Origin of the sequence: Variovorax ginsengisoli (assembly GCF_030486595.1) — a bacterium.
Taxonomy (GTDB): Bacteria; Pseudomonadota; Gammaproteobacteria; order Burkholderiales; family Burkholderiaceae_C; genus Variovorax; species Variovorax ginsengisoli_B.
The window spans coordinates 186,235-205,712 of sequence record NZ_JAUJZH010000006.1; the positions used below are offsets into that span (position 1 = coordinate 186,235).

The window sequence follows — 19,478 nt, forward strand, 5'->3', positions numbered from 1 at the left end:
CTGTGCCAGAGCGCTTCATGCTGCGTGGTCCTACACGCGCACGGCCGAAGGTGCCACGGGCTGGGCAGGCTCGGGGAACCTACGATCGGTCCGTTGCCCCCGCACCGGGTCGTGGGCGCTATCGGATCAGACACAAGGCTCCTGCATGGTACGAACACTCAGCCCGATCGTCCGGGACCGGGCGGGTCCGGTGCGCCCCATTCCGGCTGCGATCGCTGCGATCACCGGGCAACCGCTGACGGAGGTCGCCCGGGTCATCTGGCAATGCATGGACGCATTGGCTGGACTGGCCGGCATCCACGGGGAAGTGGCGCCCGAGGATGTATGCCACGCAGCACTCCTGCGGTTCGGCTACGCGCCGCACCGGCTCTACGCCGATGTCCGTCGTCGGCCGGTGCTGGCAGAGGTGCTGCGGGCCTATGCGCGTTCGCCGGGTCCGTGCGAGCGCCTGTTCGCGATCTGCGAATCTGGCGAGGCCTTCGCGTTTCTGGGCAGCCAGGCCGCGGCCTGGACCCACAGCGCTCCCGCCAGCCTCGGCGTGCTGGTCCGGGAAGGCCACCTGGACCTCGACATGCAGGTCAGGTTCGCCTTGACCGTCAAGGTCCACCGACCGGTCCCCATCGCATCGCCCGACCACGAGTTCCTCGAAACGATGGCCATTCCGGCATTGGCCCTGGCCGAGGCCTACAACATCGAAGTGCTGCCCATGGACTGGCCCTACTGGAACCTGTCCTTCCCCGGCGATATAACGGACGGCGCGCCAGGCTCCGGCGCAACCCTGGTCTGCGGCGAGCACGAGTTGCTGAGGGTGGTCAACGACCGCGTGCGACTGCTCCGGTTTTCCGATGAAACGTTCGAAGCGATGGTGGCTCGCCTGCGCCGCGGCCCCTCGAAACCCTGAGCGCCCTGCCGCCCGTCCCCACACGCTTTCAAGAAAAGCGCCTACATGCGGGCGCGCGCAGCATCGCTCGAGACGACATCCGTCTTCACACTAGATTCAGGAAAAAACAAACCGGATGCTTTCGCCATGACGAATCTACGCACTGCCTCGCAGCCGTCGCTCTTCGAGCCCACCGGGGTGCCAGGACTCGACGAGGTGCTGGCCGGAGGACTGCCAGCGGGGCACCTCTATCTTGTCGAAGGGACCCCGGGCGCCGGCAAGACGACGCTCGGCCTGCAGTTCCTTCTCGAAGGGCGGGTACTCGGCCAAAAGGGCTTGTACGTCACGTTGTCGGAGACTTCCGACGAGCTTGCGCAGGGCGCGAGGTCGCACGGGTGGGAACTCGACGGCATAGAAATCTTCGATCTCGTCGGCGACGAGGGCCTCAGCGCAGACGCCGAGCAGAGCATCCTCAACCCCTCCGATTTCGAGCTGGGCGAAACGATCCGCAACGTCATGGCCCTGGTGGAGCGCGTGCGACCGGAGCGTGTCGTTTTCGACAGCCTCTCGGAGCTGCGCTTGCTGTCCCAGAACCCGCTGCGCTATCGGCGGCAGATCCTGGCGCTCAAGCGCTTCTTCCTGACGCAGCGCTGCACCGTGCTCATGCTCGACGACAAATCGGCCGGCGCCGGCGACATGCACCTGCACAGCATTGCGCACGGCGTGATCCATCTCGAGCAGAACACCGGCACCTACGGCCCCGACAAGCGCCGGCTTCGCGTGGTGAAGATGCGGGGCGTGAGGTTCCGGGAGGGCGAGCACGACTTCAATCTCGATTGGGGCGGACTGCAGGTGTTCTCGCGCCTGGTGGCCAACGAGCACGGCCGCGAGCATGCGAGCGAAGCCGTGAGTTCCGGCAATGCAGAACTGGACCGGCTCCTGGGCGGCGGGCTGGTCCCGGGCAGCAACTTGCTGTTCGCCGGCCCCGCCGGCGTCGGCAAGACGACCACTGCCGTGTGCTGTGCGGCTGCCGCCATGCAGCGCGGGGGCAAGGCGGCATTCTTCCTTTTCGACGAAGGAATCAAGACACTCCTGATGCGCTCGCGGGCCCTGGGGCTGGACATCGAAGAGTACAACGCGTCGGGACAGCTGGATCTGCACACGATCGACCCGGCGGCGATTTCCGCCGGCGAGTTTTCGCACCGCGTGCGAGATGCGGTCGAGCGGCGGGGCGTCGGCACGGTCGTGATCGATACGCTGAACGCCTACCTGGTCGCCATGCCCGGCAGCAACTTCCTTCTGCTGCAGATGCACGAGCTGCTGACGTACCTCAATCTGCAGGGGGTGACGACCATTCTTGTCCTGTCTCAGCACGGCCTTTCCGGCGAGGTCCCAAACGATGTCGACCTGAGCTACCTGAGCGATTCGATGCTGCAGTTCCGGTACTTCGAGGCCCGTGGGCAACTCCTCAAGGCGGTGTCGGTGATCAAGAGTCGCACCAGCGCGCACGCCTCCACGATCCATCAGTTCAGGCTCAGCGCGAGCGGCCTCGAGATCGGTGAGGCGCTCACGGATTTCGAAGGTGTCATGGCTGGTGTTCCGCGCTATAGCGGAGAGACCTCGCTGCTCGGCAGCGCGGAACAGGCGTGACGGCGTGGAGAATCGAATACTCGTCCTGGCGCCGTTCGGGCGCGACGCCCGGGTGATCACCGAGGTGCTCGCGGCACGGCGAGTCGTTGCACACATCTGCGAAAGCGGCGACGCGCTGATCCGCGAAATGTGCCAGGACTCGGCCGCGACGATCCTCACCGAGGAAGCGCTGACCAACGGCATCGTCGATGCGCTGCGCGAGATGCTCGCGAGCCAGCCGCCGTGGTCCGACTATCCGTTCGTCGTGCTGGCGGCGCGGCAAACGCTGCACCGGACCGATCGTGCCCGGTCTGCGCTGCAGGAACTCAGCAATCTGGTGCTGCTCGAGCGGCCGGTCAATCCCGACACCTTGGCAAGTGCTGCCGAGTCCGCATTGCGCGCACGGCAGCGCCAATACCTCACGCGCAAGCATCTTGCCGAGTTGGAGGCATCCAAGCTGAGCGTCGAGCAGCTTAACGACAAGCTCGAAACCCGGATCGCCGAGCGGACCGCCGACCTCGCGAGCGCGAACGATCGGTTGATGCGCGAGATCCTGGAGCGGGAACGCGTCGAGAGTTCGCGCGTCCAGAACCAGAAAATGGAAGCACTGGGCCGCCTGACCGGCGGCATCGCCCACGACTTCAACAACCTGCTGCATGCCGTCAACCTGAACCTGCAGTTGATCGAGCGGCTGACAATCAAGGACGACCGCGTTCGCCACTACGCGCACCGGGCCAAGGAGGCCGTGGACCGCGGTTCGCGCCTGACCGGCCAACTGCTGTCCTTTGCGCGCACGCAGAGCCTGGTGCCCAAGCTGCATGACGTGAACGATCTCATCCGCAACATGGCGGAGCTGATTTCGATTTCCGTGGGCGCCCATGTCAAGCTGTCGCTGTCGCTGTGTCCCGAGCCCGCGTATGTCGTCGTCGACGCCGCCCAGATGGAGATGGCCGTCCTCAATCTCTCGGTGAACTCGCGCGATGCCATGCCCCTGGGCGGCATGCTGGAAATCCACACGCAGATGGCGGCGGCCGTCGATCCCGACGCCAGTCCCGGTGGCGCTGTCGCCACTGCGTATCCACTGGGCACGGTCAGCGTCGCCGTGCGCGATACGGGCGAGGGAATCCCGGACAACCTGCTCGGCAAGGTTTTCGATCCGTTCTTCACGACCAAGCAGCACGCCGGTACCGGGCTCGGGTTGAGCCAGGTCTACGGATTCACGCGGCAGTCGGGCGGCAATGTGGAAGTGCAGAGCGAGGTCGGCGCAGGCACGACGATCAAGCTCTGCTTCCCGCTGGCCCCGGCGCCGAAGGAAGCGGCCGAGGCCACGCTTCGCGGGCAGAACGCGGCGCTGGCGTTGCAGGCGGAGATCCTGGTCGTCGAAGACGATCCCGCCGTTCGCCGAAGCATGGTCGAATGCCTTCAGGTGCTTGGATTCCACGTTCGCCAGGCCGCGGATGGCGCAGCGGGCCTGACCGAGTTGAAGAAGGCGCGACCGGACCTGCTGCTGGTCGACTACCTGATGCCGCGTATGAACGGCGCTGAACTGATCGCCCATGCACGCGAGATGTACGTCGATCTTCCGATTCTCATGGCGACCGGCTACGCGGACATGAACGCCGTCGAGCGTCTGATCGGCCCGCACTCGGTGCTCGCCAAGCCTTTCGACCTCGACACCATGGGCAAGGCCGTGTCGATGGAGCTTCGGCGAAGGCAACCGCCGCCATAGGCACCTCGGGCGCGCGCCACCAGGTCATGCCGCTCGATTCGAGGATCGTCGATTTTCCTTCCTGGCACGCCCCAGGTTGGCCGCGATCATGGCCGCGACCAGCGTGACCAGCCACGAGAAATACACCCAGAGCAGAAACATCGGGAACGCCGCGAAGGTCCCGTAGACCGCCTTGTAGGTCGGCACCTTGGCGAGGTAGCCGGCAAAGCCGCGCTTGCCGAACTCGAAGGCCAAGCTGGCGACCAGGCCCCCGGCGAGGGCATCACGCAGGCGCACCTGGGTGTTCGGGACGAGGTAGAACATGCTGGTCAGCGCCGCCAGGACGAGCAGCAGCGGGCCGAGATCGAACACGAAGGCGAGCGAAGCGGGCAGCGCGCCGATCCAGCCCAGCGAGGCGCCGAGCACATGGGAGCTCGCCCACAGGCTCAGGCCCAGCACCGGCGGCCCGACCGCCAGCATCAGCAGGTACAGGCCGACCCGCCTGAAGAACGGCCGGTTGCGCCGCACCTCCCACATCTGGTTCAGGGCGTTCTCGACGGTCAGCAGCATCGCGACCGCCGTGCAAAGCAGCAGCAGCGAGCCGACCCAGGTCAGGCCGCTGGCGTTGGCGGCGAACCGGTTCAGGTACTGCAGGACCGTGCGCGCGATATCGGCCGGCAGCAGCGGGCTCAGCAGGAACTCCTGGATCGCATCCTTGAATCGCCTGAAGACCGGGAAGTGCGTGAAGAGCGCGAAGCTCGCCGCCAGCAAGGGGACGATGGACAGCAGGGTCGTGAAGGTCAGGCTCCCGGCGACCTGGGGCAAGCGCTCTTTGCGGGCGCGCTGGATCGTCATTCGGGTCAGGGTGAACATGGGTCGCGGCAAATGAAATTCGGCCCGCCGATTGTGAAGGCTGCCGCCGCCGGCCTCGGGGTTCCTCTTGGTTGTCCGGGCTGGCGTTCCGGGCTACGCTGCGCGCGACCGAGGATCTTCATGACCACATTGACGGACACGGGGCCAGGCCACCAGGACAGCGCCATCGGCGTGCAGCGCCATCTCGCCGAACTCGACGCCCAGGGCTACACGGTCATCCCCGATTTCCTGCGGCCGGACGATCTGCAGCGGGTCCGCGCGGGCCTCGCACCACACCTGGGCAGCCACACCGGACGCAACAACTTCGAGGGCGTGCGCACCGAACGGGTCTACACGCTGGTCGGCCGGGGCCGCTGTTTCGAGGACATCGCCGAAGACGCGCGCGTGCTGGCCCTGCTCGACCGGCTGCTGGCACCGGGCTACCTGCTGACGGCGAGCCAGGCGATCTGCATCCATGCGGGCGAGACGCCGCAGCCGATCCACTACGACGACTCGTTCTACCCGGTACCGCGCCCGCGGCCTTCCATCAGCTTCAGCACGATCGTCGCGGTCGATGCGTTCACGGCCGAGAACGGCGGCACCGAGATCATCCCCGGCAGCCACCGCTGGAGCGACGCCCGGATCATCGGGGCCTACGACGGCCGCGATGCCGATGCGCCGATGCCCTCCTCGCTGGAGCGCTTGCTCGTGCCGATGGTCGTTCCGGCAGGGGCCTGCATCTTCTTCCATGGCACCCTGATGCACCGCGGCGGCGCCAATCGCAGCGCGGCGCCGCGGCTGGCGTTCTCGAACCAGTACTGCGAACCCTGGGCGCGCACCCAGGAGAACTTCTACCTCGGCATCCCGCCGGCGCTGGTGCGCGGCATGTCGCCGCGCCTGCAGTCGCTGCTCGGCTACGAGATCATGCCGCCCTTCATGGGCCACGTCACGGCGTCGCATCCGGCCAAGGTGCTGCAGCCCGACCATGTCAATGCCGTAGCCGGAGCGCCTCGCGACGGCCGGCGCGAACAGGAGAACCCATGAGACCCGCGCACCCCCTGGACCGGCTGATCGGCGACGAATGGCCGGCCTTCGCGAGCGACGCCCAACTGCGTGCCTTCGAAGCCACGCCCTATGCCGAGCGCATCGCAGCGCAGAGCACCTACGAGGCCCTGCAGCGCGGCGCCGCCTGCGACCCCGACGCCGATGCCATCGTGTTCCTGCCGCAGGCGGAGCCCGACGATACGCCGATGCGCATCAGCCATCGGCAGTTCGTCGGCCGCGTGACGCAGGCCGCGAACCTGTTCACCGAACTCGGCGTCGGCCCCGGCGATGTCGTCAGCCTGCTGCTGCCGCTGGTTCCCCAGAGCTTCTTCTGCCTGTTCGGCGCCGAAGCGGCCGGCATAGCCAATCCGGTCAATCCGCTGCTCGAGGCGGGCCAGATCGCCGAGATCCTGCGCGCCGCCAACACCAAGGTGCTGGTCGCGCTCGGCCCCGTGCCCGGAACCGACATCTGGGCCAAGGTCGAACGCATCCGCGACCAGTTGCCGGGCCTGAAGGCGATCGTCGTGGTCGGTGGCGAGAGCGACCCGGCACGCGCCGTGCACGGCTTCGACGCACTGGTGGACCGGCAGCCCGCCGACCGGCTGCTCGGCGGCCGCCAGATCGCGGCCAGCGACACCGCCGCCTACTTCCACACCGGCGGCACCACCGGCATGCCGAAGCTGGTGCGCCATACGCACGGCAACCAGGTCTACCAGGCCTGGGCCGTGGGCCTGATGCTGCGCGTGCGCGCCGGCGCGCCGCTGCTGTTCGGCCTGCCGCTCTTCCATGTGGGCGGTGCGCTGACGCAGGGCCTGGCTCAACTGAGCGCGGGCGGCGCGATCGTCGTGCTGTCGCCGTCGGGCTGGCGCAACCCGGTGGCGGTGCGCAATGTCTGGCGGCTGGTCGAGCGCTTTCGGCCCGAAGTGTTCGGCGGTGTTCCGACCGTGCTCGGCGCGGCGCTCAACGTGCCGGTCGACGGCGCCGACGTCTCGAGCATCCGCATCTGCTCGGGCGGCGGCTCGGCGATCCCGGTGCCGATCGGCAGGGCTTACGCGCAGCGCTTCGAGGTGCCGGTGGTCGAGGTCTACGGCATGACCGAGACCTCGAGCGTCCACACCCTGGCCTACCTCGACCGGCCGATCCGCCTGGGCTCGGTCGGCCATCCGGTGCCGTACAGCCGGGTGCGGATCGTCGAGGTCGATGCCGAGGGGCGCGCCACGCGCGACTGCGCGGTCGGCGAGAGCGGGGTCGTGGCGATGAGCGGGCCCGGCGTGTTCAGCGGCTACCTGAGCGACAGCCACAACCGCGAGGCCTTCGTCGCGCCCGGCTGGGTGAACTCCGGCGACCTCGGCCGCCTCGACGCCGAAGGCTACCTCTGGATCACCGGCCGCGCCAAGGACCTGATCATCCGCGGCGGCCACAACATCGACCCGATGGCGATCGAAGAGGTCTTCTTCCAGCATCCCGCGGTGGCGCAGGCCAGCGTCGTCGGCCAGCCGGACGTGTATGCGGGCGAGCTGCCGATCGCCTTCGTGCAGCTCAAGCCGGGCGCGGCGGTCGAGGCGGCCGACCTGCTCGCCTTCGTTGCCGCCGGCACGCCGGAACGCGCGGCGCTGCCGGTCGAGGTGCTGTTCGTCGAGGCCCTGCCGCTGACCGCGGTGGGCAAGGTCTTCAAGCCCGCGCTGCGATGGCAGGCGGCGCAGCGCGTGGCGTTGCGCCTGCTGTCGGACCTGCAGCGAGCCGATCGCGAACTGACGGTCGAGGTCGGCGCCCACGCGCTGCACGGCAGCCTGGTCACGGTTGCGGTCACCGGCGCGGCCACGGGCGATCGCGAGTCGGTCGCGCGGCAGATCGACGAGCGCCTGGACCCACTGGTCCTGAAGCACGAGACGGTCTGGCGCTGAGTCCGGCGCGGTTCAGCGCCACTGCAGCAGCAGCGACCAGGGCTGCCGGCTCATGTGGCGATCGACGCAGTCGGCCCTGGCCGCACCGCAGCCGTCGCTCAGGTAGCTGGGGTCGAGCCAGCGATTCCCCGGCGCGAAGGCCAGCCGGCGCAAGGTGACGGACTGCAGCACGTTGCCGCCGATGGCATCGAAGCCCAGGGCATCGACCGTCACCACGACATCGCAATGCATCGGCAAGGCGCCGCCGCCGGTGCGGCGGGCCGCCAGCGCCTCGCCGATCTTCTCGAAGCTGTCGAGCCCGGCACCGGTGCCGCGCGCCTGGCAGACCAGGTCGCCGACGCGCGGCGGTGTGCGCGTGATGTCGCAGGCGCGCATCGCGTAGGCGGTCGGACGGCCGGCCGCCTCGGCGCTGCCGGCCTGCCAGGCCGCGCCCGCATAGTCGGCATGGGCCTCGGAGAACTGGAACTCGTCCGCGCCGAGCCCGGCCTGGCGTGCGAGCCAGCTCACGAAAGCCGCGGACCAGGGGGTGTCGATCACGGCGACCCGGTCGATCGCGGCCTGCGCGGCGCGCAGCTCGTGCGATTCCAGGCCCTGGTCCGGGCCGACGCCCAGTCCTTGCAGCCGGGCGGCCGTGGCCTGGTTCAGCGCCTGCAGCAGGAGTTGCCGATCGGCCGGGCGCAGCGCGCCGAACCGCACGAGGTAGGGCAGGCGGCCTTGCTGCGGATCGACGGCGCCCCAATAGCCGAGCACGCGCTCCCAGGGCGCACGGGCCCACACACCGGTGCGCACGTCTTCGGCCTCCGACAGGCCCGATTCGGTGAGCCGGCCTTCGGCATCCATGGCCTGTCCGCCGAAGGCCCGGTGTTCGCGCTCGGCCGCGGCCGCCATGGCCAGCGCGCGGGGCGGCGGGGGGGATCGCGTGGCGGTGTCGAGGCACAGCGAAGCGGCCCCGGCAGCGAACGGCGCGGCCATGGCCAAGAGGTAAGCGGCGACCGGAAGAAGCCGCCGCGGCACGAAATGGAAGGACATTCGGACCCGAGCATAGCCTCGGTGCGCGACTACACTCGGCCGCCCTTCAGACGCCCCAACACCCCTATGCGACGCCTCGCCCGACCCGACGACATCCGCCATGTCTTCTACCAATCGCACTACGTCGACGAGCACAGGTGATGGCCACTACAGCTACCCGCCCGCGACACATGAGGGAGTGGGGTCCGATTCGACCGCCCGGGTGGGCGCGGGCGGATCAGCGGCGCGGCGCGGACAGCGCGAGCAGCAACGCCGTGATCAGCGCGCCGCCCGCAGCGGCGCAGAGGATTGCCTTGATCGGCTCCCCCATCACGTATTGCTGGCCCTTCACCCGCAGGTCGCCCGCCTGTTCCTTCATGCCCTGGATCTTCTCGCCCGCCGCATCGACCGCACTGCGGGCGTAGGACTTGGCGGAGTGCGTGACGCTGCCGGCCTTGTCCTTGACATCATGGAGGTACCCTTGGGCGGTACTCGCCACCTTGCGTCCGACCGCATCTGCGTCGTCCATGCTGCGGCGCATCGACGAGCCCTCGTCGGTGTCGGGCTGGGTGCCAGGAGGGCCGCCCTGCGGCGACGCGGTGCCCTGCGCGGCCTGCTGCGGCTGCCCCGACTGCTGCCCGGATTGCCGGCCTTGATCGAACGGGGCGGCCGTGTCCGTGGTCCAGGTGGTCTCCCGCCCCGTCCCGGTTGACGTGGTGCTGCGGTTCGGGTCGCTGTCCGGGCGCGAGACGATTGAAGGGTTGCCCATGGTGCCTCCGGTGAAAGAATGAAACAGGTGGCCGCGGCCGATCGCCTTCTGCCTCATGCAGATATCCGCCCACGTGAAGGCCGAACGAATCAGCGATTGAGCCCAGGCGTTGTAGGTCGAGGCTTCGTCCTCCACCCGCGGCCCGCCCATGGCCTGATACTGGCGTCGTTCGAAGCGCCACCCCCGCGCGTCCGCGGGCGCGCGATCAACCAAGGAGATCATCATGGGCCTCTTGACGCAGATCCTCGGCGGACTCGCCGGCAATGCACTCGGCGGAAGCCAGAGCCACAGCTCGCGCGGCGGCATGAGCCCGGTCCTGATGGCCTTGCTGCCGGTGGTCCTCAACATGCTGAGCCAGCGCGGTCACGCGGGCGGCCTCGGCGCCGGTCCTGCCAGCGGCGGGGGTGAAGTTGGTGGACCCGGAGGTCTCGCCGGCATGGGCGGCCTCGGCGGCCTCCTCGAACAGTTCACGCAGAAGGGCTACGGGAGCCAAGCCGAGTCATGGGTGGGCACGGGTGCGAACCAGGCCTTGCCGCCGAATGCGATCGACGACATCTTCGGCCGCGATCAGCTCCACCAGATCGCCCAGCAGGCAGGCCTCGGCGACGACGAGACGCGCTCGGGGCTGTCTGAATTGCTGCCCGACGTGGTCGACCATTTCACGCCGGGCGGCCAGGTACCCGAGCAGAACCAGCTTTCATCAAGCGTCGACAACTACCTGCAAGCGTTCCGATAGGCAGGAGCCGACGACGCGTCGTCGAGGTCATCGCTTCGAATTGCAGGCGCCACGGCGTTCGGCGAGGTGACGCCGATGCACCAGGGCTTGCGCTGGTGCGCAAGCCCTGAAAGCGGGACCGGCGCTGGTAAGCTCCTCACCCCACCGGCGCCCCAGCCGGCGATGACGGAGCAGCGTGCATGGCCGACCCCTGGCTACCAAGAGAAGAGTACGTCGCCCTGCAGCAGGAAATGCGCAGCGGCATGGCGGCGCTCGCACGCCTCGAGCTTGCCTGCGTGCTGGGCGCGGCGGCCCTGTTCGCCTGGCTGGTCCGGGGCGCGGGCGACTATGTCGGCTACCAGGGCCTCGTGTGGTTCCTGCCGATCGTCGTCCCGGCCTACGGCATCCTGAAAGCCAGGGCCGTCCGCGCCCGCCTGGCCCTTGTGGCCGACTACCTGGCGAAGCTCGAAGGCCACGCGTCCCCTGGCGAGGAACGTTGGCAGGCCTACCTCGAGCGACAGCATCCCAGGGCACGCAGCGGCCTCGCGACGACCGCGTGGCTGCTGCTGCTCGCAGCCACGATCGCGGCGAGCGCCTTCGGTTTCGCGGACTTCCGCGAACAGTGTCCGGGGCTGCTGCGCGATGCCTGTCTGCAGGACGCCGGGCCGGACGCGCAGACCGAGGGCGCATAGGCGGCACGCGCTACAGCAGGAAGGGCACGAAGCGGCGCGTGCGCCGCATGTAGTCCTGGTACGCCTGGCCGAAATGCGCAAGGCATTCCTGTTCTTCGCGCAAGGCGGTGACGAACAGCAGCACCGTCGCCGCCACCACCAGCGCCAGCCCCAGCCAGGTGAACTGCTGCAGAAAGATGCCCCAGGCCAGGCAGATCAGCGCGGTGTACATCGGATGGCGGATGTAGCGGAATGCGCCGGCCGTCACGAGCGTGGTCGTCTTCTCGAATCCGATCAGCGCTTCGTCCTGGCGCGCCTCGCCCGGATGCCCGTCGCGCCGTAGCAGTCTGAATGCATGCAGCGGCAGCCAGATCGAGGTCATGAACAGCACCATCGCCACCCGCTGAGGCAGCGCGCGCGGGTCTGCGCCCCAGACCGGCAGGTTGATCCAGATGAGCCCGAGGATGCACTCCCAGGCGAAGAAGCGATAGAAGCCGTGCGAGCGCGGACGCGTCATCGCGCCGCGCGAGATGTAGAGCAGCACCGAACTCACGACCACGAAGGTCGGACCGTAGGCTGCGAGGGGGAGGAGCATACGGTGCGCCGTCGTCTAGAAGCGCACGCCGACACCGGCCGGCAGCGTGTTGCCTGCGGTCGCGTTTCGGCCCCGCAAGCCGGACGCGCACAGTACGGCCGCGAAAAGTGCTCTGACGGGAACAGCGCTCGGGATTCGCATGGGCCTCCATGACGCTTGCCTGCAGCAGCGAACGGGTCGACGCAAGGATAACCGAGCTGACTTCGCACTGACTGCAGGCGCGCATGGCTCCTTCGCGTGGAGGTCGCATTCCGCGATCGCCGGGTTCCTAATTGCGTTCCGGCCCGGCGCCGGTTCGATCGCCGAAGGTCCGGGGATCTTCAAGGAGAACGCCATGTCATCTGCCAATGCCTGCGGCCGACCATCCGATGCGCTGGTCCTGCCTTATCGATCGATGTGCTGCTTCATCGTCCCGCCCGGCGTGCTGAAGAAATACGCGCGCGACGACGCCATCGACGCCGCCACGCGCAAGTCCCTGCAGGACACCTATGTGGAAACCGAGCGCCTGCGCGCACTGCGTGAAGCCCATCGCGTCGCGACCTTGCGCGACACGGACCGCTTCCTGGCCGGCGCTGCGGTCCACGTGCCGGCCCAGCATCTGTGGTGGAGTTCTACAAAACCGTGCTCGGCCGCAATTCGGTCGACAACAAGGGCTTCGACCTGGTGTCCAGCCTGCACTACGCCAGGAACTACGACAACGCGTTCTGGAACGGTTCGCAGATGGTGTACGGCGACGGCGACGGCAAGCTGTTCGGAGAGATGTACCTGTCGCCCGACGTCATCGGCCACGAGCTGACCCATGGCGTGACGCAGAACCTCAGCGCCCTGCGCTACGAAGGCGAGTCGGGTGCGCTCAACGAGAGCATCAGCGCCGTGTTCAACCAGTGGCTGAACAACTGGGCCGTGACCGAGCCGCGCGGCTGGCTGGTCGGTGCCGGCATCATGGCGCCCCCGGCACTGGCCAAGGGCTTCACCTGCCTGCGCGACATGGCGCAGCCCTCGGCCAGGCATTGCCTGTCGCCGCAGCCCGAACTCTACGGCGAGATCGACCCGACGGCCGACGTGCACGAGAACAGCGGCGTGCCGAACAAGGCCTTCGCCACCTTCGCGCGGGCGGCCGGCGGGCAGGCCTGGGACAACGCCATCAAGGCCTGGTACGACACCTGCATCAACCGGGCGCTGCGCAGCGACGCCACCTTCAGCGAGTTCGCGGCGCTGACCATCGCCTCGGCGCTGAAGATCGGGGGCGCCGCACTGCAGGCCCAGTGCACCGGCGCCTGGACCGAGGTGGGCGTCACGCCCGCGAGCCCATGACCGAGCCGGCCGATCCCGCCCGGCCCGCGGTGCGCCGCGTCCGCATCGAGCGCCGCGGCGGCCTGGCCGGGCTGGCCGTGAGCGCCGAGCACGACTTCGCGGCGCTCAACGCAGCCCAGCAGCAGGCATTGGAACGGGTGATCGAAGCGGCGGCGTCCGACCGGCCGGCCAGGTCGCGCGGTGCGCCGCCCGGCCCGGCGCCGGGTGCCGACCGCTTCAGCTATCGCCTTCGCGTCGAGGACGCCGCCGGGGGCGAACAGGTGATCGACCTGCCGGAGGATGCGATGCCCTCGGTGCTCTAATCGCTCGCCAGGCCGGCGCTGCCCTGAGGACTCAGGTCTGGATGAACGCGCCCGGCTCGGCGTCCTGCGGCGCCAGCGGCTCGCCCATCATCTCGCGCAGCGAAGACTCGATCATGTGCGACATGGCGTCGAGGGCCAGGTCGTTGGGGTCGGTGCCGAAGGGCTCCTCGATCTGGGCGCCCAGGGCCTCCAGCGCGAAGAAGGTGTAGGCGATGAAGGCCACGATCAACGGCGTCATGGGGCCGATGGCATCGACCAGCCCGAACGGGAGCAGCACGCAGTAGAGGTAGATGGTCCGGTGGATGATCACGGTGTAGGTGAACGGGATCGGCGTGCCGGCGATGCGCTCGCATCCGCCCAGTGCGTCGGTGAGCCGCCCGAGCGGGCCTTCCATGGCCTGGACCAGCGCCGGCGCGATCCGCCCGGCCTGGCGCCGGTCGCGCAGCCACTCGCCGGCCATGAGCAGCAGCAGCGCAGGCTTGTAGCGCGCCGGACGCAGGCGGTCGCGGTCCTCGACGCAGAGCAGGCGCTCGAAATCCGCGGCCGGATCGGTCCGGCGCAGCTGGTGGCGCAGTGCATGCACGAAAGCGATCAGCCGCGCCGCCAGCAAGGACGCCTCCGACGGCGCGTCCGCCAGGGTGAGCGCCTGCCGCACCAGCGCCCGCGTGTCGTTGAGCACCGTGCCCCAGAGCGTTCGGGCCTCCCAGTAGCGCGCGTAGCTGGTGCCGTTGCGAAAGCCCAGGAAGATCGCCAGGGTCAGGCCGATTAGCGAGAAGGGCACGAAGTTCAGCGGGATCTTCCACTGGAACAGCCGCCCGTGAAGCACGGTCACGACGATCGCGAAGGCCGTGGTCGCCAGCAGCTGCGGCAGGATGTCGGGCAGCACCGATCCGCGCCAGACGAACAACAGGCGCAGCCAATGGGGCCGGGGCCTGACGATCATCGGGCGCGCGACATGTCAGGCCGCGCCGCTCGTGCCCGGTGCGCGATCACCACCCCTGCTGCTGCTGGCGGCCGCCCTTGATGTTGCCGGCAATGCCGCCGGCGATGCCGCCGATCGCTGCGCCCGTCCAACCGTCGCCGCCGGCGATCGCCGCGATCCCGGCGCCCGCCGCGGCGCCAATGGCCGCGCCGCTCATCGTTCCCTGCTGCTGCGGGGTCATGTTGGTGCAGCCCACGAGGAGCGTCACGCTGGCGATGCCCGCCATCCAAGCAAGCGATTTCATGAGGGCCTCCGTCACTTCTTTTGCAGCCCGGGAGCGGCCATCTCGAACCAGATGATGTCCAGCACCGGGCGCTTCAGCTTGGTCGGGTTGGCGGCATACCAGCGGTCGACGCCTTCGCGCACGCTGTCGAGGGTCTGGCCCTGCATTCCCCTGGCCATGCGCGGCACGATGCTCTGGGCGTCCGAGGGAGGCGTTGCGCCGCTGTAGGCGCGCTCGACCTGGACCATGTTGGCGACGCCGACCAGGTAGGCCTTCTTGACGGCATCGCTGGAGGTGGTCCATTGCTCGCCGTTGACCACGGCGATTTCGGCTGCGCGGACCGTGCTCCAGGCCATGCCGATGGCGAGTGCAAAGCTGGCGATCAGGGCCGCGCGTCCCGGAGGGGTCAGTGCTTTCATTGCATCTCCTTGAGGACTTCCCGCTTGCATTCTTCCTCGCAACAATGGCCGGTGCAAGGCCTTCGACCCTGAATCTTCAGTGGTCGGGCTTCGACGCGAACAGGTTCAGGCCCATCCGCTCCGAGAGGTACTTGGACACCCGCTGGCCCTTGATGCTGTTGCCGGCTTCGTCCAGCGCCGGAGCGAAGGTGCCCAGGCCGCCCTTGCCCGGAATCACCGTGACGATGCCGCCGCTGACGCCGCTCTTGCCCGGCAGGCCGATCTCGTAGAGCCAGTCGCCCGAGAGCTCGTAGAGCCCGGCCGTAGCGAGCACCGCGAGCACCCGCTTGCAGATCGAGGCGTCGACCACCCGCTCCTCGGTGACCGGATTCACCCCGCCGTCGGCCAGCGTGGCGCCCATCACGGCGAGGTCCTTCGCGGTCACCTTCAACGCGCACTGCCGGGTGTAGATGTCGGTGGCCTCCAGCGCGTCGAAGTACATGCGGCCATAGCCCTCCAGCAGCTTGGCGATGCCTCGGTTGCGCAGGTTGGTGGCCGCCTCGGACTGGTAGATCTGTTCGTCGACCTCGAGCCTGCGGCCGGCGAAGCGCGACAGTCCATCCTGGATGAAGCGCCACTTCTCGTCTGCGATCTCGCCCGGCGCCAGGCTGGTGGCCGCGATGGCGCCTGCGTTCACCATCGGGTTCATGGTCCGGTCCTGGTTGAGCTCCAGGGCGATGACGGAGTTGAAAGGCAGCCCGGTGGCGTTCACGCCCAGCTTCCGGCGCGCCTCTTCGGCGCCGATGGCCTGGCAGACCAGGGCGAAGACGAAAGGCTTCGAGACGCTCTGGATCGAGAACGGGTACCCGGCATCGCCGACCTCATGGACCGAGCCGTCGACGCCGACGAGGCAGACGCCGAACAGGTCGCGCGGCACCTTGGCCAGCGCCGGGATGTAGTCGGCGACCGCGCCTTCGTCGATCGATCGGTAGCGGCCATAGGCCTCGTCGACCAGCGCCTTGACGCGCTCGGGGGGCGGCAGGTGGCCGGTGGAAACCAGCGGCGGATCGGTCGGTTCGTCGAGCGGAATCGGCGTGTGCACGGGCTGGGTCCTCCGCGCGCAGCGTAGCACGGGCCATCACCCGCCCGTCCAATCCGAAGCAGAATCGGGCCTCACTCTTGGACTCTCGAAGGATGGACGAAATGGATGCGGAAGAACTCAACGCACGGCTCCGATCGCTCGAGCTGAGGGCTGTCGCCCAGACCGCGGCCCTCGCGGTCCTGCTCCAGGAGCAGCCCAACGCATCGGCGAAGCTGCACATGGTCGCCGAGCACCTGGTCGACGCGCCGCCGATTCCCTTGTCCGATGAAGACCTGGTCAAGGTCGCGGCCTACATCCAGGCGATGCTGGGCGGTCCCTGGATCGACTAAGACATGAGCTGCCGGTCGAGCATTACCGCGACGTGGACCGCCTCGCGCTGCGCGCCGTCGGCGATCTGGTGGCGGCAGCTGGTGCCATCGGCGACCACGATCGCGTCGGGTCGACTCCGCACCGCCGGCAGCAGGCTGGCTTCCGCCATCTGCATCGAGACGTCGTAGTGGGCCGCCTCGTAGCCGAAGCTTCCGGCCATGCCGCAGCATGAGCTTTCGATCAGCTCCGGCTTGGCGCCGGGAATCAGTTTGAGGACATCGAGGATCGGGCTCACGGCGCCGAAAGCCTTCTGGTGGCAATGGCCGTGCAGCAGGATCGGCTGGTCCACCGCCTTGAGCGCCAGCTGGAACCGGCCCGCCTTCACTTCACGCGCGATGAATTCCTCGAACAGCAGCGCCTGACCCGCGACCTTGTCGGCCTTGGCCCCGAGCCCCATGACCAGCGTCTCGTCGCGCAAGGTCAGCAGGCACGAGGGCTCGAGGCCGACGATCGGAATGCCGGCTTCCGCCAACGGCATCAGCGCATCGATCAGCGCGCCGGCCCTGGCCCTGGCCTCGTCCACCATGCCGTTGGCGAGGTAAGTGCGGCCGCAGCAGTGATGACCACCGTCCTTCTGCACCGTGTGCAGCAGGTAGCCGGCGGCCTTGAGCACGCGCGCAGCGGCCCAGGCGTTCTGGCTTTCGAAGTTGCCATTGAAGGTGTCGACGAACAGCACCGCCACCTTGCGACCTTCTCGCGCCGCGGCAATGGCCTCCTCGCGGCTGGCGAACGTCGAAGCGTCGGCAGCGCGCCAGAAGGTGTCGCTGCGCCACACGGGCAGTGATCGCCTGGCGGAAAGGCCCAGCACCTTTTCACCGAGCCAGCGTGCAGCCGGCACGCTGTTGCGCAGATTGAGCAGCCACGGCACCCGGCTGGCCAGGTGGGCGTAGTCCGGCAAGCGGGCGATGAGCCGGTCCTTGAGCGTGTGGCCGTGCTTCTTCTTGTAGTGCGCCAGGAACTCGATCTTCATCTTCGCCATGTCGACGCCCGTCGGGCAGTCGCGCTTGCAGCCCTTGCAGCCGACGCACAGGTCCATCGTCTCGTGCATGGCCTCGCTGGTGAAGGCATCGGGGCCGAGCTGGCCCGAGATGGCGAGGCGCAGCGTGTTGGCGCGGCCGCGTGTCAGGTGCTGCTCGTCGCGCGTCACGCGGTAGCTCGGGCACATCGTGCCGGCGTCGAACTTGCGGCAATGGCCGTTGTTGTTGCACATCTCGACGGCCTTGGCGAAGCCGCCCGTGAGGTCGCCGCCGGTGCCCGGCGCCGTGGTCGCTTCTGTCACCGGATCGGCCTGCACGTTCCATGCGGACCAATCGAGCACCGGCGTGAGCGGGATGCGCCTGTAGGGCTTCGGTGCCGTCGCCGGCGCGAAGCGGAACAGCGCGCCGTCGTCCATCTTCGGCGGATCGATGATCTTGCCGGGGTTGAAGAGATTGATCGGGTCGAGCTTCTGCTTGATGGACCGGAAGGCCTCGTTGATCGCCGGGCCGAACTGCCATTCGATCCACTCGCCGCGGCACAGGCCGTCGCCGTGCTCGCCGCTGAAGGCGCCCTTGTACTTGCGCACCAGCGCGCCCGCTTCCTCGGCGATGGCGCGCATCTTGGACCCGCCATCGGTGCGCATGTCCAGGATGGGCCGCACGTGCAGCGTGCCGACCGAGGCGTGGGCATACCAGGTGCCGCGGCTGCCGTGCCTGGCGAACACTTCGGTGAGGCCGTCGGTGTAGTCGGCCAGATGCTCGAGCGGCACCGCGCAGTCCTCGATGAAGCTCACCGGCTTGCCGTCGCCCTTGAGGCTCATCATGATGTTGAGGCCGGCCTTGCGGACTTCCCACAGGTTCTTCTGCGGCGCGTCGTCGCGCATCTCGACCACGCTGCCGGGCAGGCCGAGCTCGCCCATCAGGTCGACCAGATCCTTCAGCCTGGGCAGCAGCGAGGCCTTGTCGCCGCCCGAGAACTCGACCAGCAGGATGGCGGCGGGCCGGCCGATGAGCGCGGTCTCGACCGTCGGCCTGAAGGCGGGGTTGGCGAGGCTCAGCTCGATCATCGTGCGATCGACCAGCTCGACCGCCGTGGGGCCCAGCTTGACGATGTGCTGCGCCGAATCCATGGCCGCTCGGAAGCTCGGGAAGTTGACGACGCCCAGCACCTTGGCGCGCGGCAGTTCCGCGAGCTTGAGCGTCAGGCTGCGGGTGTAGGCCAGCGTACCTTCGGCGCCGATCAGCAGGTGCGCCAGGTTGACGCTGCCGTCCGCCGTGTAGGGCTTCTCGCTCTGGTTGTCGAAGATGTCGAGGTTGTAGCCGGCGACCCGGCGCATCACCTTGGGCCAGCGCGCGTGGATCTCGCCGCGGTGCTGGAGCACCAGCTGCCGCACATGCAGCGCGATGTCGCTGGCCCTCGCACCCAGGTTCGAGACCGGACCGAAGTCGACCAGTTCGCCGTCGGACAACCAGGCGCTCGCGCCGGCGACGTTGTGCACCATGTTGCCGTAGGCGATGGAGCGCGAGCCGCAGGAGTTGTTGCCCGCCATGCCGCCGAGCGTGGCTTGAGCGCTGGTCGACACGTCGACCGGATACCACAGCCCGTGCGGCTTGAGCTGCGCGTTGAGGTGGTCGAGCACGATACCCGGCTCGACCGTGACGGTGCAGCGGTCGAGATCGAGATCCAGCACGCGCCGGAAGTGCTTGCTGTTGTCGATCACCAGCGCCGCGCCGGTGGTCTGGCCGCACTGGCTGGTGCCGCCGCCGCGTGCCAGCACCGGCACCTTGAGATCGCGCGCCACGTCGATGGCGGTCGCGATGTCGCGCTCGGTCTTCGGCACCAGAACGCCGACCGGCATGATCTGGTAGATCGACGCATCGGTCGCATAGCGGCCGCGCGATGCGGCGTCGAAGAGCACTTCGCCCTGGGTCTCGGCCGCCAGCCGCCTGGCCAGCGCCTCGCAGGTTTCGTTGGGCGGCAGGACCGTACCGGCGGGCTGCAGATGGCTGGCGGGCTCGATGCGCATGGGGTGGGC

The 19,478-nt window shown here is 68.5% G+C and carries 20 protein-coding genes; 10 read left to right on the forward strand and 10 right to left on the reverse strand.

Annotated elements, in window-relative coordinates; translation table 11 throughout:
* Positions 1-145: 145 nt before the first annotated feature.
* The 3 genes from QZH52_RS10810 to QZH52_RS10820 all read left to right on the forward strand — a co-directional run bounded on the left by QZH52_RS10810 (position 146) and on the right by QZH52_RS10820 (position 4,238).
* Positions 146-901 carry a hypothetical protein gene (locus QZH52_RS10810; RefSeq protein WP_301807970.1) on the forward strand — a complete coding sequence of 252 codons (756 nt, stop codon included), beginning with the start codon at positions 146-148 and terminating at the stop codon, positions 899-901.
* Between the two features lie 126 nt (positions 902-1,027).
* On the forward strand, positions 1,028-2,530 hold the full coding sequence (locus QZH52_RS10815) for an ATPase domain-containing protein (RefSeq protein ID WP_301808208.1): 1,503 nt from the start codon (positions 1,028-1,030) through the stop codon (positions 2,528-2,530).
* Positions 2,463-4,238, forward strand: a complete 1,776-nt coding sequence (locus QZH52_RS10820; RefSeq protein ID WP_301807973.1) for a response regulator — start codon at positions 2,463-2,465, stop codon at positions 4,236-4,238. Before QZH52_RS10815 ends, QZH52_RS10820 begins: the two co-directional genes overlap by 68 nt.
* Positions 4,239-4,262: 24 nt before the next feature.
* Here the strand turns inward: QZH52_RS10820 and QZH52_RS10825 are convergent, their stop codons facing one another.
* Complete coding sequence (locus QZH52_RS10825; RefSeq protein WP_301807974.1) at positions 4,263-5,090, reverse strand: YihY family inner membrane protein; 828 nt, start codon at positions 5,088-5,090, stop codon at positions 4,263-4,265.
* A gap of 120 nt (positions 5,091-5,210) precedes the next feature.
* Between QZH52_RS10825 and QZH52_RS10830 the strand changes: the two genes are divergently transcribed.
* On the forward strand, positions 5,211-6,113 hold the full coding sequence (locus QZH52_RS10830) for a phytanoyl-CoA dioxygenase family protein (RefSeq protein WP_301807976.1): 903 nt from the start codon (positions 5,211-5,213) through the stop codon (positions 6,111-6,113).
* A complete protein-coding gene (locus QZH52_RS10835; protein ID WP_301807977.1) occupies positions 6,110-8,017 on the forward strand; it encodes an acyl-CoA synthetase in 1,908 nt (635 codons plus the stop codon). Before QZH52_RS10830 ends, QZH52_RS10835 begins: the two co-directional genes overlap by 4 nt.
* 12 nt (positions 8,018-8,029) lie before the next feature.
* On the opposite strand, the gene QZH52_RS10840 is transcribed toward QZH52_RS10835, so the two are convergent.
* Entirely contained in the window at positions 8,030-9,046 is a 1,017-nt protein-coding gene (locus QZH52_RS10840; protein WP_301807978.1) for a DUF2272 domain-containing protein, read from the reverse strand.
* Between the two features lie 217 nt (positions 9,047-9,263).
* Positions 9,264-10,019 carry a hypothetical protein gene (locus QZH52_RS10845; protein WP_301807981.1) on the reverse strand — a complete coding sequence of 252 codons (756 nt, stop codon included), beginning with the start codon at positions 10,017-10,019 and terminating at the stop codon, positions 9,264-9,266.
* Between QZH52_RS10845 and QZH52_RS10850 the strand changes: the two genes are divergently transcribed.
* A complete protein-coding gene (locus QZH52_RS10850; protein WP_301807986.1) occupies positions 10,018-10,530 on the forward strand; it encodes a YidB family protein in 513 nt (170 codons plus the stop codon). The two genes, QZH52_RS10845 and QZH52_RS10850, sit on opposite strands and share 2 nt — an antisense overlap.
* A gap of 179 nt (positions 10,531-10,709) precedes the next feature.
* The gene (locus QZH52_RS10855; RefSeq protein ID WP_301807989.1) at positions 10,710-11,201 is read left to right on the forward strand and encodes a hypothetical protein; all 492 of its coding nucleotides are present in this window, start codon (positions 10,710-10,712) and stop codon (positions 11,199-11,201) included.
* 10 nt (positions 11,202-11,211) lie between these two features.
* Here the strand turns inward: QZH52_RS10855 and QZH52_RS10860 are convergent, their stop codons facing one another.
* Together QZH52_RS10860 and QZH52_RS10865 are read right to left on the reverse strand one after the other, a co-directional pair.
* Positions 11,212-11,775: a methyltransferase family protein gene (locus tag QZH52_RS10860; protein WP_301807992.1), complete on the reverse strand. Its 564-nt coding sequence runs from the start codon at positions 11,773-11,775 to the stop codon at positions 11,212-11,214.
* A gap of 337 nt (positions 11,776-12,112) precedes the next feature.
* On the reverse strand, positions 12,113-12,358 hold the full coding sequence (locus tag QZH52_RS10865; RefSeq protein ID WP_301807995.1) for a hypothetical protein: 246 nt from the start codon (positions 12,356-12,358) through the stop codon (positions 12,113-12,115).
* 20 nt (positions 12,359-12,378) lie between these two features.
* On the opposite strand from QZH52_RS10865, the gene QZH52_RS10870 reads away from it, so the two are divergent.
* Complete coding sequence (locus tag QZH52_RS10870; protein ID WP_301807998.1) at positions 12,379-13,089, forward strand: M4 family metallopeptidase; 711 nt, start codon at positions 12,379-12,381, stop codon at positions 13,087-13,089.
* On the forward strand, positions 13,086-13,391 hold the full coding sequence (locus QZH52_RS10875; protein ID WP_301807999.1) for a protealysin inhibitor emfourin: 306 nt from the start codon (positions 13,086-13,088) through the stop codon (positions 13,389-13,391). Before QZH52_RS10870 ends, QZH52_RS10875 begins: the two co-directional genes overlap by 4 nt.
* 31 nt (positions 13,392-13,422) lie before the next feature.
* On the opposite strand, the gene QZH52_RS10880 is transcribed toward QZH52_RS10875, so the two are convergent.
* The 4 genes from QZH52_RS10880 to glsA form a co-directional block, all read right to left on the reverse strand.
* Positions 13,423-14,334 (reverse strand): bestrophin family protein, encoded by a 912-nt coding sequence (locus QZH52_RS10880; RefSeq protein ID WP_301808002.1) that lies wholly within the window; start codon positions 14,332-14,334, stop codon positions 13,423-13,425.
* A 46-nt stretch (positions 14,335-14,380) separates the two neighbouring features.
* Positions 14,381-14,617, reverse strand: coding sequence for a YMGG-like glycine zipper-containing protein (locus tag QZH52_RS10885; RefSeq protein WP_286525782.1), 237 nt, complete (start codon positions 14,615-14,617; stop codon positions 14,381-14,383).
* 11 nt (positions 14,618-14,628) lie between these two features.
* The gene (locus QZH52_RS10890) at positions 14,629-15,015 is read right to left on the reverse strand and encodes a hypothetical protein (RefSeq protein WP_301808005.1); all 387 of its coding nucleotides are present in this window, start codon (positions 15,013-15,015) and stop codon (positions 14,629-14,631) included.
* A gap of 76 nt (positions 15,016-15,091) precedes the next feature.
* The gene (glsA, locus tag QZH52_RS10895) at positions 15,092-16,096 is read right to left on the reverse strand and encodes a glutaminase A (protein WP_301808008.1); all 1,005 of its coding nucleotides are present in this window, start codon (positions 16,094-16,096) and stop codon (positions 15,092-15,094) included.
* A 101-nt stretch (positions 16,097-16,197) separates the two neighbouring features.
* Between glsA and QZH52_RS10900 the strand changes: the two genes are divergently transcribed.
* Positions 16,198-16,425, forward strand: coding sequence for a hypothetical protein (locus QZH52_RS10900; RefSeq protein ID WP_286525778.1), 228 nt, complete (start codon positions 16,198-16,200; stop codon positions 16,423-16,425).
* Here the strand turns inward: QZH52_RS10900 and QZH52_RS10905 are convergent.
* Positions 16,422-19,469, reverse strand: coding sequence for an FAD-binding and (Fe-S)-binding domain-containing protein (locus tag QZH52_RS10905; RefSeq protein WP_301808012.1), 3,048 nt, complete (start codon positions 19,467-19,469; stop codon positions 16,422-16,424). The two genes, QZH52_RS10900 and QZH52_RS10905, sit on opposite strands and share 4 nt — an antisense overlap.
* Positions 19,470-19,478 lie beyond the last annotated feature (9 nt).

What these genes read in the sequence shown, in the direction of transcription:
- QZH52_RS10810 (WP_301807970.1), top strand. Translation starts at nt 146, where the DNA reads ATGGTACGAACACTCAGCCCGATCGTCCGGGACCGGGCGGGTCCGGTG.
- QZH52_RS10830 (WP_301807976.1), top strand. Translation starts at nt 5,211, where the DNA reads ATGACCACATTGACGGACACGGGGCCAGGCCACCAGGACAGCGCCATC.
- QZH52_RS10860 (WP_301807992.1), bottom strand. Translation starts at nt 11,775, where the DNA reads ATGCTCCTCCCCCTCGCAGCCTACGGTCCGACCTTCGTGGTCGTGAGT.
- QZH52_RS10835 (WP_301807977.1), top strand. Translation starts at nt 6,110, where the DNA reads ATGAGACCCGCGCACCCCCTGGACCGGCTGATCGGCGACGAATGGCCG.
- QZH52_RS10880 (WP_301808002.1), bottom strand. Translation starts at nt 14,334, where the DNA reads ATGATCGTCAGGCCCCGGCCCCATTGGCTGCGCCTGTTGTTCGTCTGG.
- QZH52_RS10815 (WP_301808208.1), top strand. Translation starts at nt 1,028, where the DNA reads ATGACGAATCTACGCACTGCCTCGCAGCCGTCGCTCTTCGAGCCCACC.
- QZH52_RS10875 (WP_301807999.1), top strand. Translation starts at nt 13,086, where the DNA reads ATGACCGAGCCGGCCGATCCCGCCCGGCCCGCGGTGCGCCGCGTCCGC.
- QZH52_RS10825 (WP_301807974.1), bottom strand. Translation starts at nt 5,090, where the DNA reads ATGTTCACCCTGACCCGAATGACGATCCAGCGCGCCCGCAAAGAGCGC.
- QZH52_RS10840 (WP_301807978.1), bottom strand. Translation starts at nt 9,046, where the DNA reads ATGTCCTTCCATTTCGTGCCGCGGCGGCTTCTTCCGGTCGCCGCTTAC.
- QZH52_RS10850 (WP_301807986.1), top strand. Translation starts at nt 10,018, where the DNA reads ATGGGCCTCTTGACGCAGATCCTCGGCGGACTCGCCGGCAATGCACTC.
- QZH52_RS10890 (WP_301808005.1), bottom strand. Translation starts at nt 15,015, where the DNA reads ATGAAAGCACTGACCCCTCCGGGACGCGCGGCCCTGATCGCCAGCTTT.
- QZH52_RS10900 (WP_286525778.1), top strand. Translation starts at nt 16,198, where the DNA reads ATGGATGCGGAAGAACTCAACGCACGGCTCCGATCGCTCGAGCTGAGG.
- QZH52_RS10855 (WP_301807989.1), top strand. Translation starts at nt 10,710, where the DNA reads ATGGCCGACCCCTGGCTACCAAGAGAAGAGTACGTCGCCCTGCAGCAG.
- QZH52_RS10885 (WP_286525782.1), bottom strand. Translation starts at nt 14,617, where the DNA reads ATGAAATCGCTTGCTTGGATGGCGGGCATCGCCAGCGTGACGCTCCTC.
- QZH52_RS10845 (WP_301807981.1), bottom strand. Translation starts at nt 10,019, where the DNA reads ATGATGATCTCCTTGGTTGATCGCGCGCCCGCGGACGCGCGGGGGTGG.
- QZH52_RS10905 (WP_301808012.1), bottom strand. Translation starts at nt 19,469, where the DNA reads ATGCGCATCGAGCCCGCCAGCCATCTGCAGCCCGCCGGTACGGTCCTG.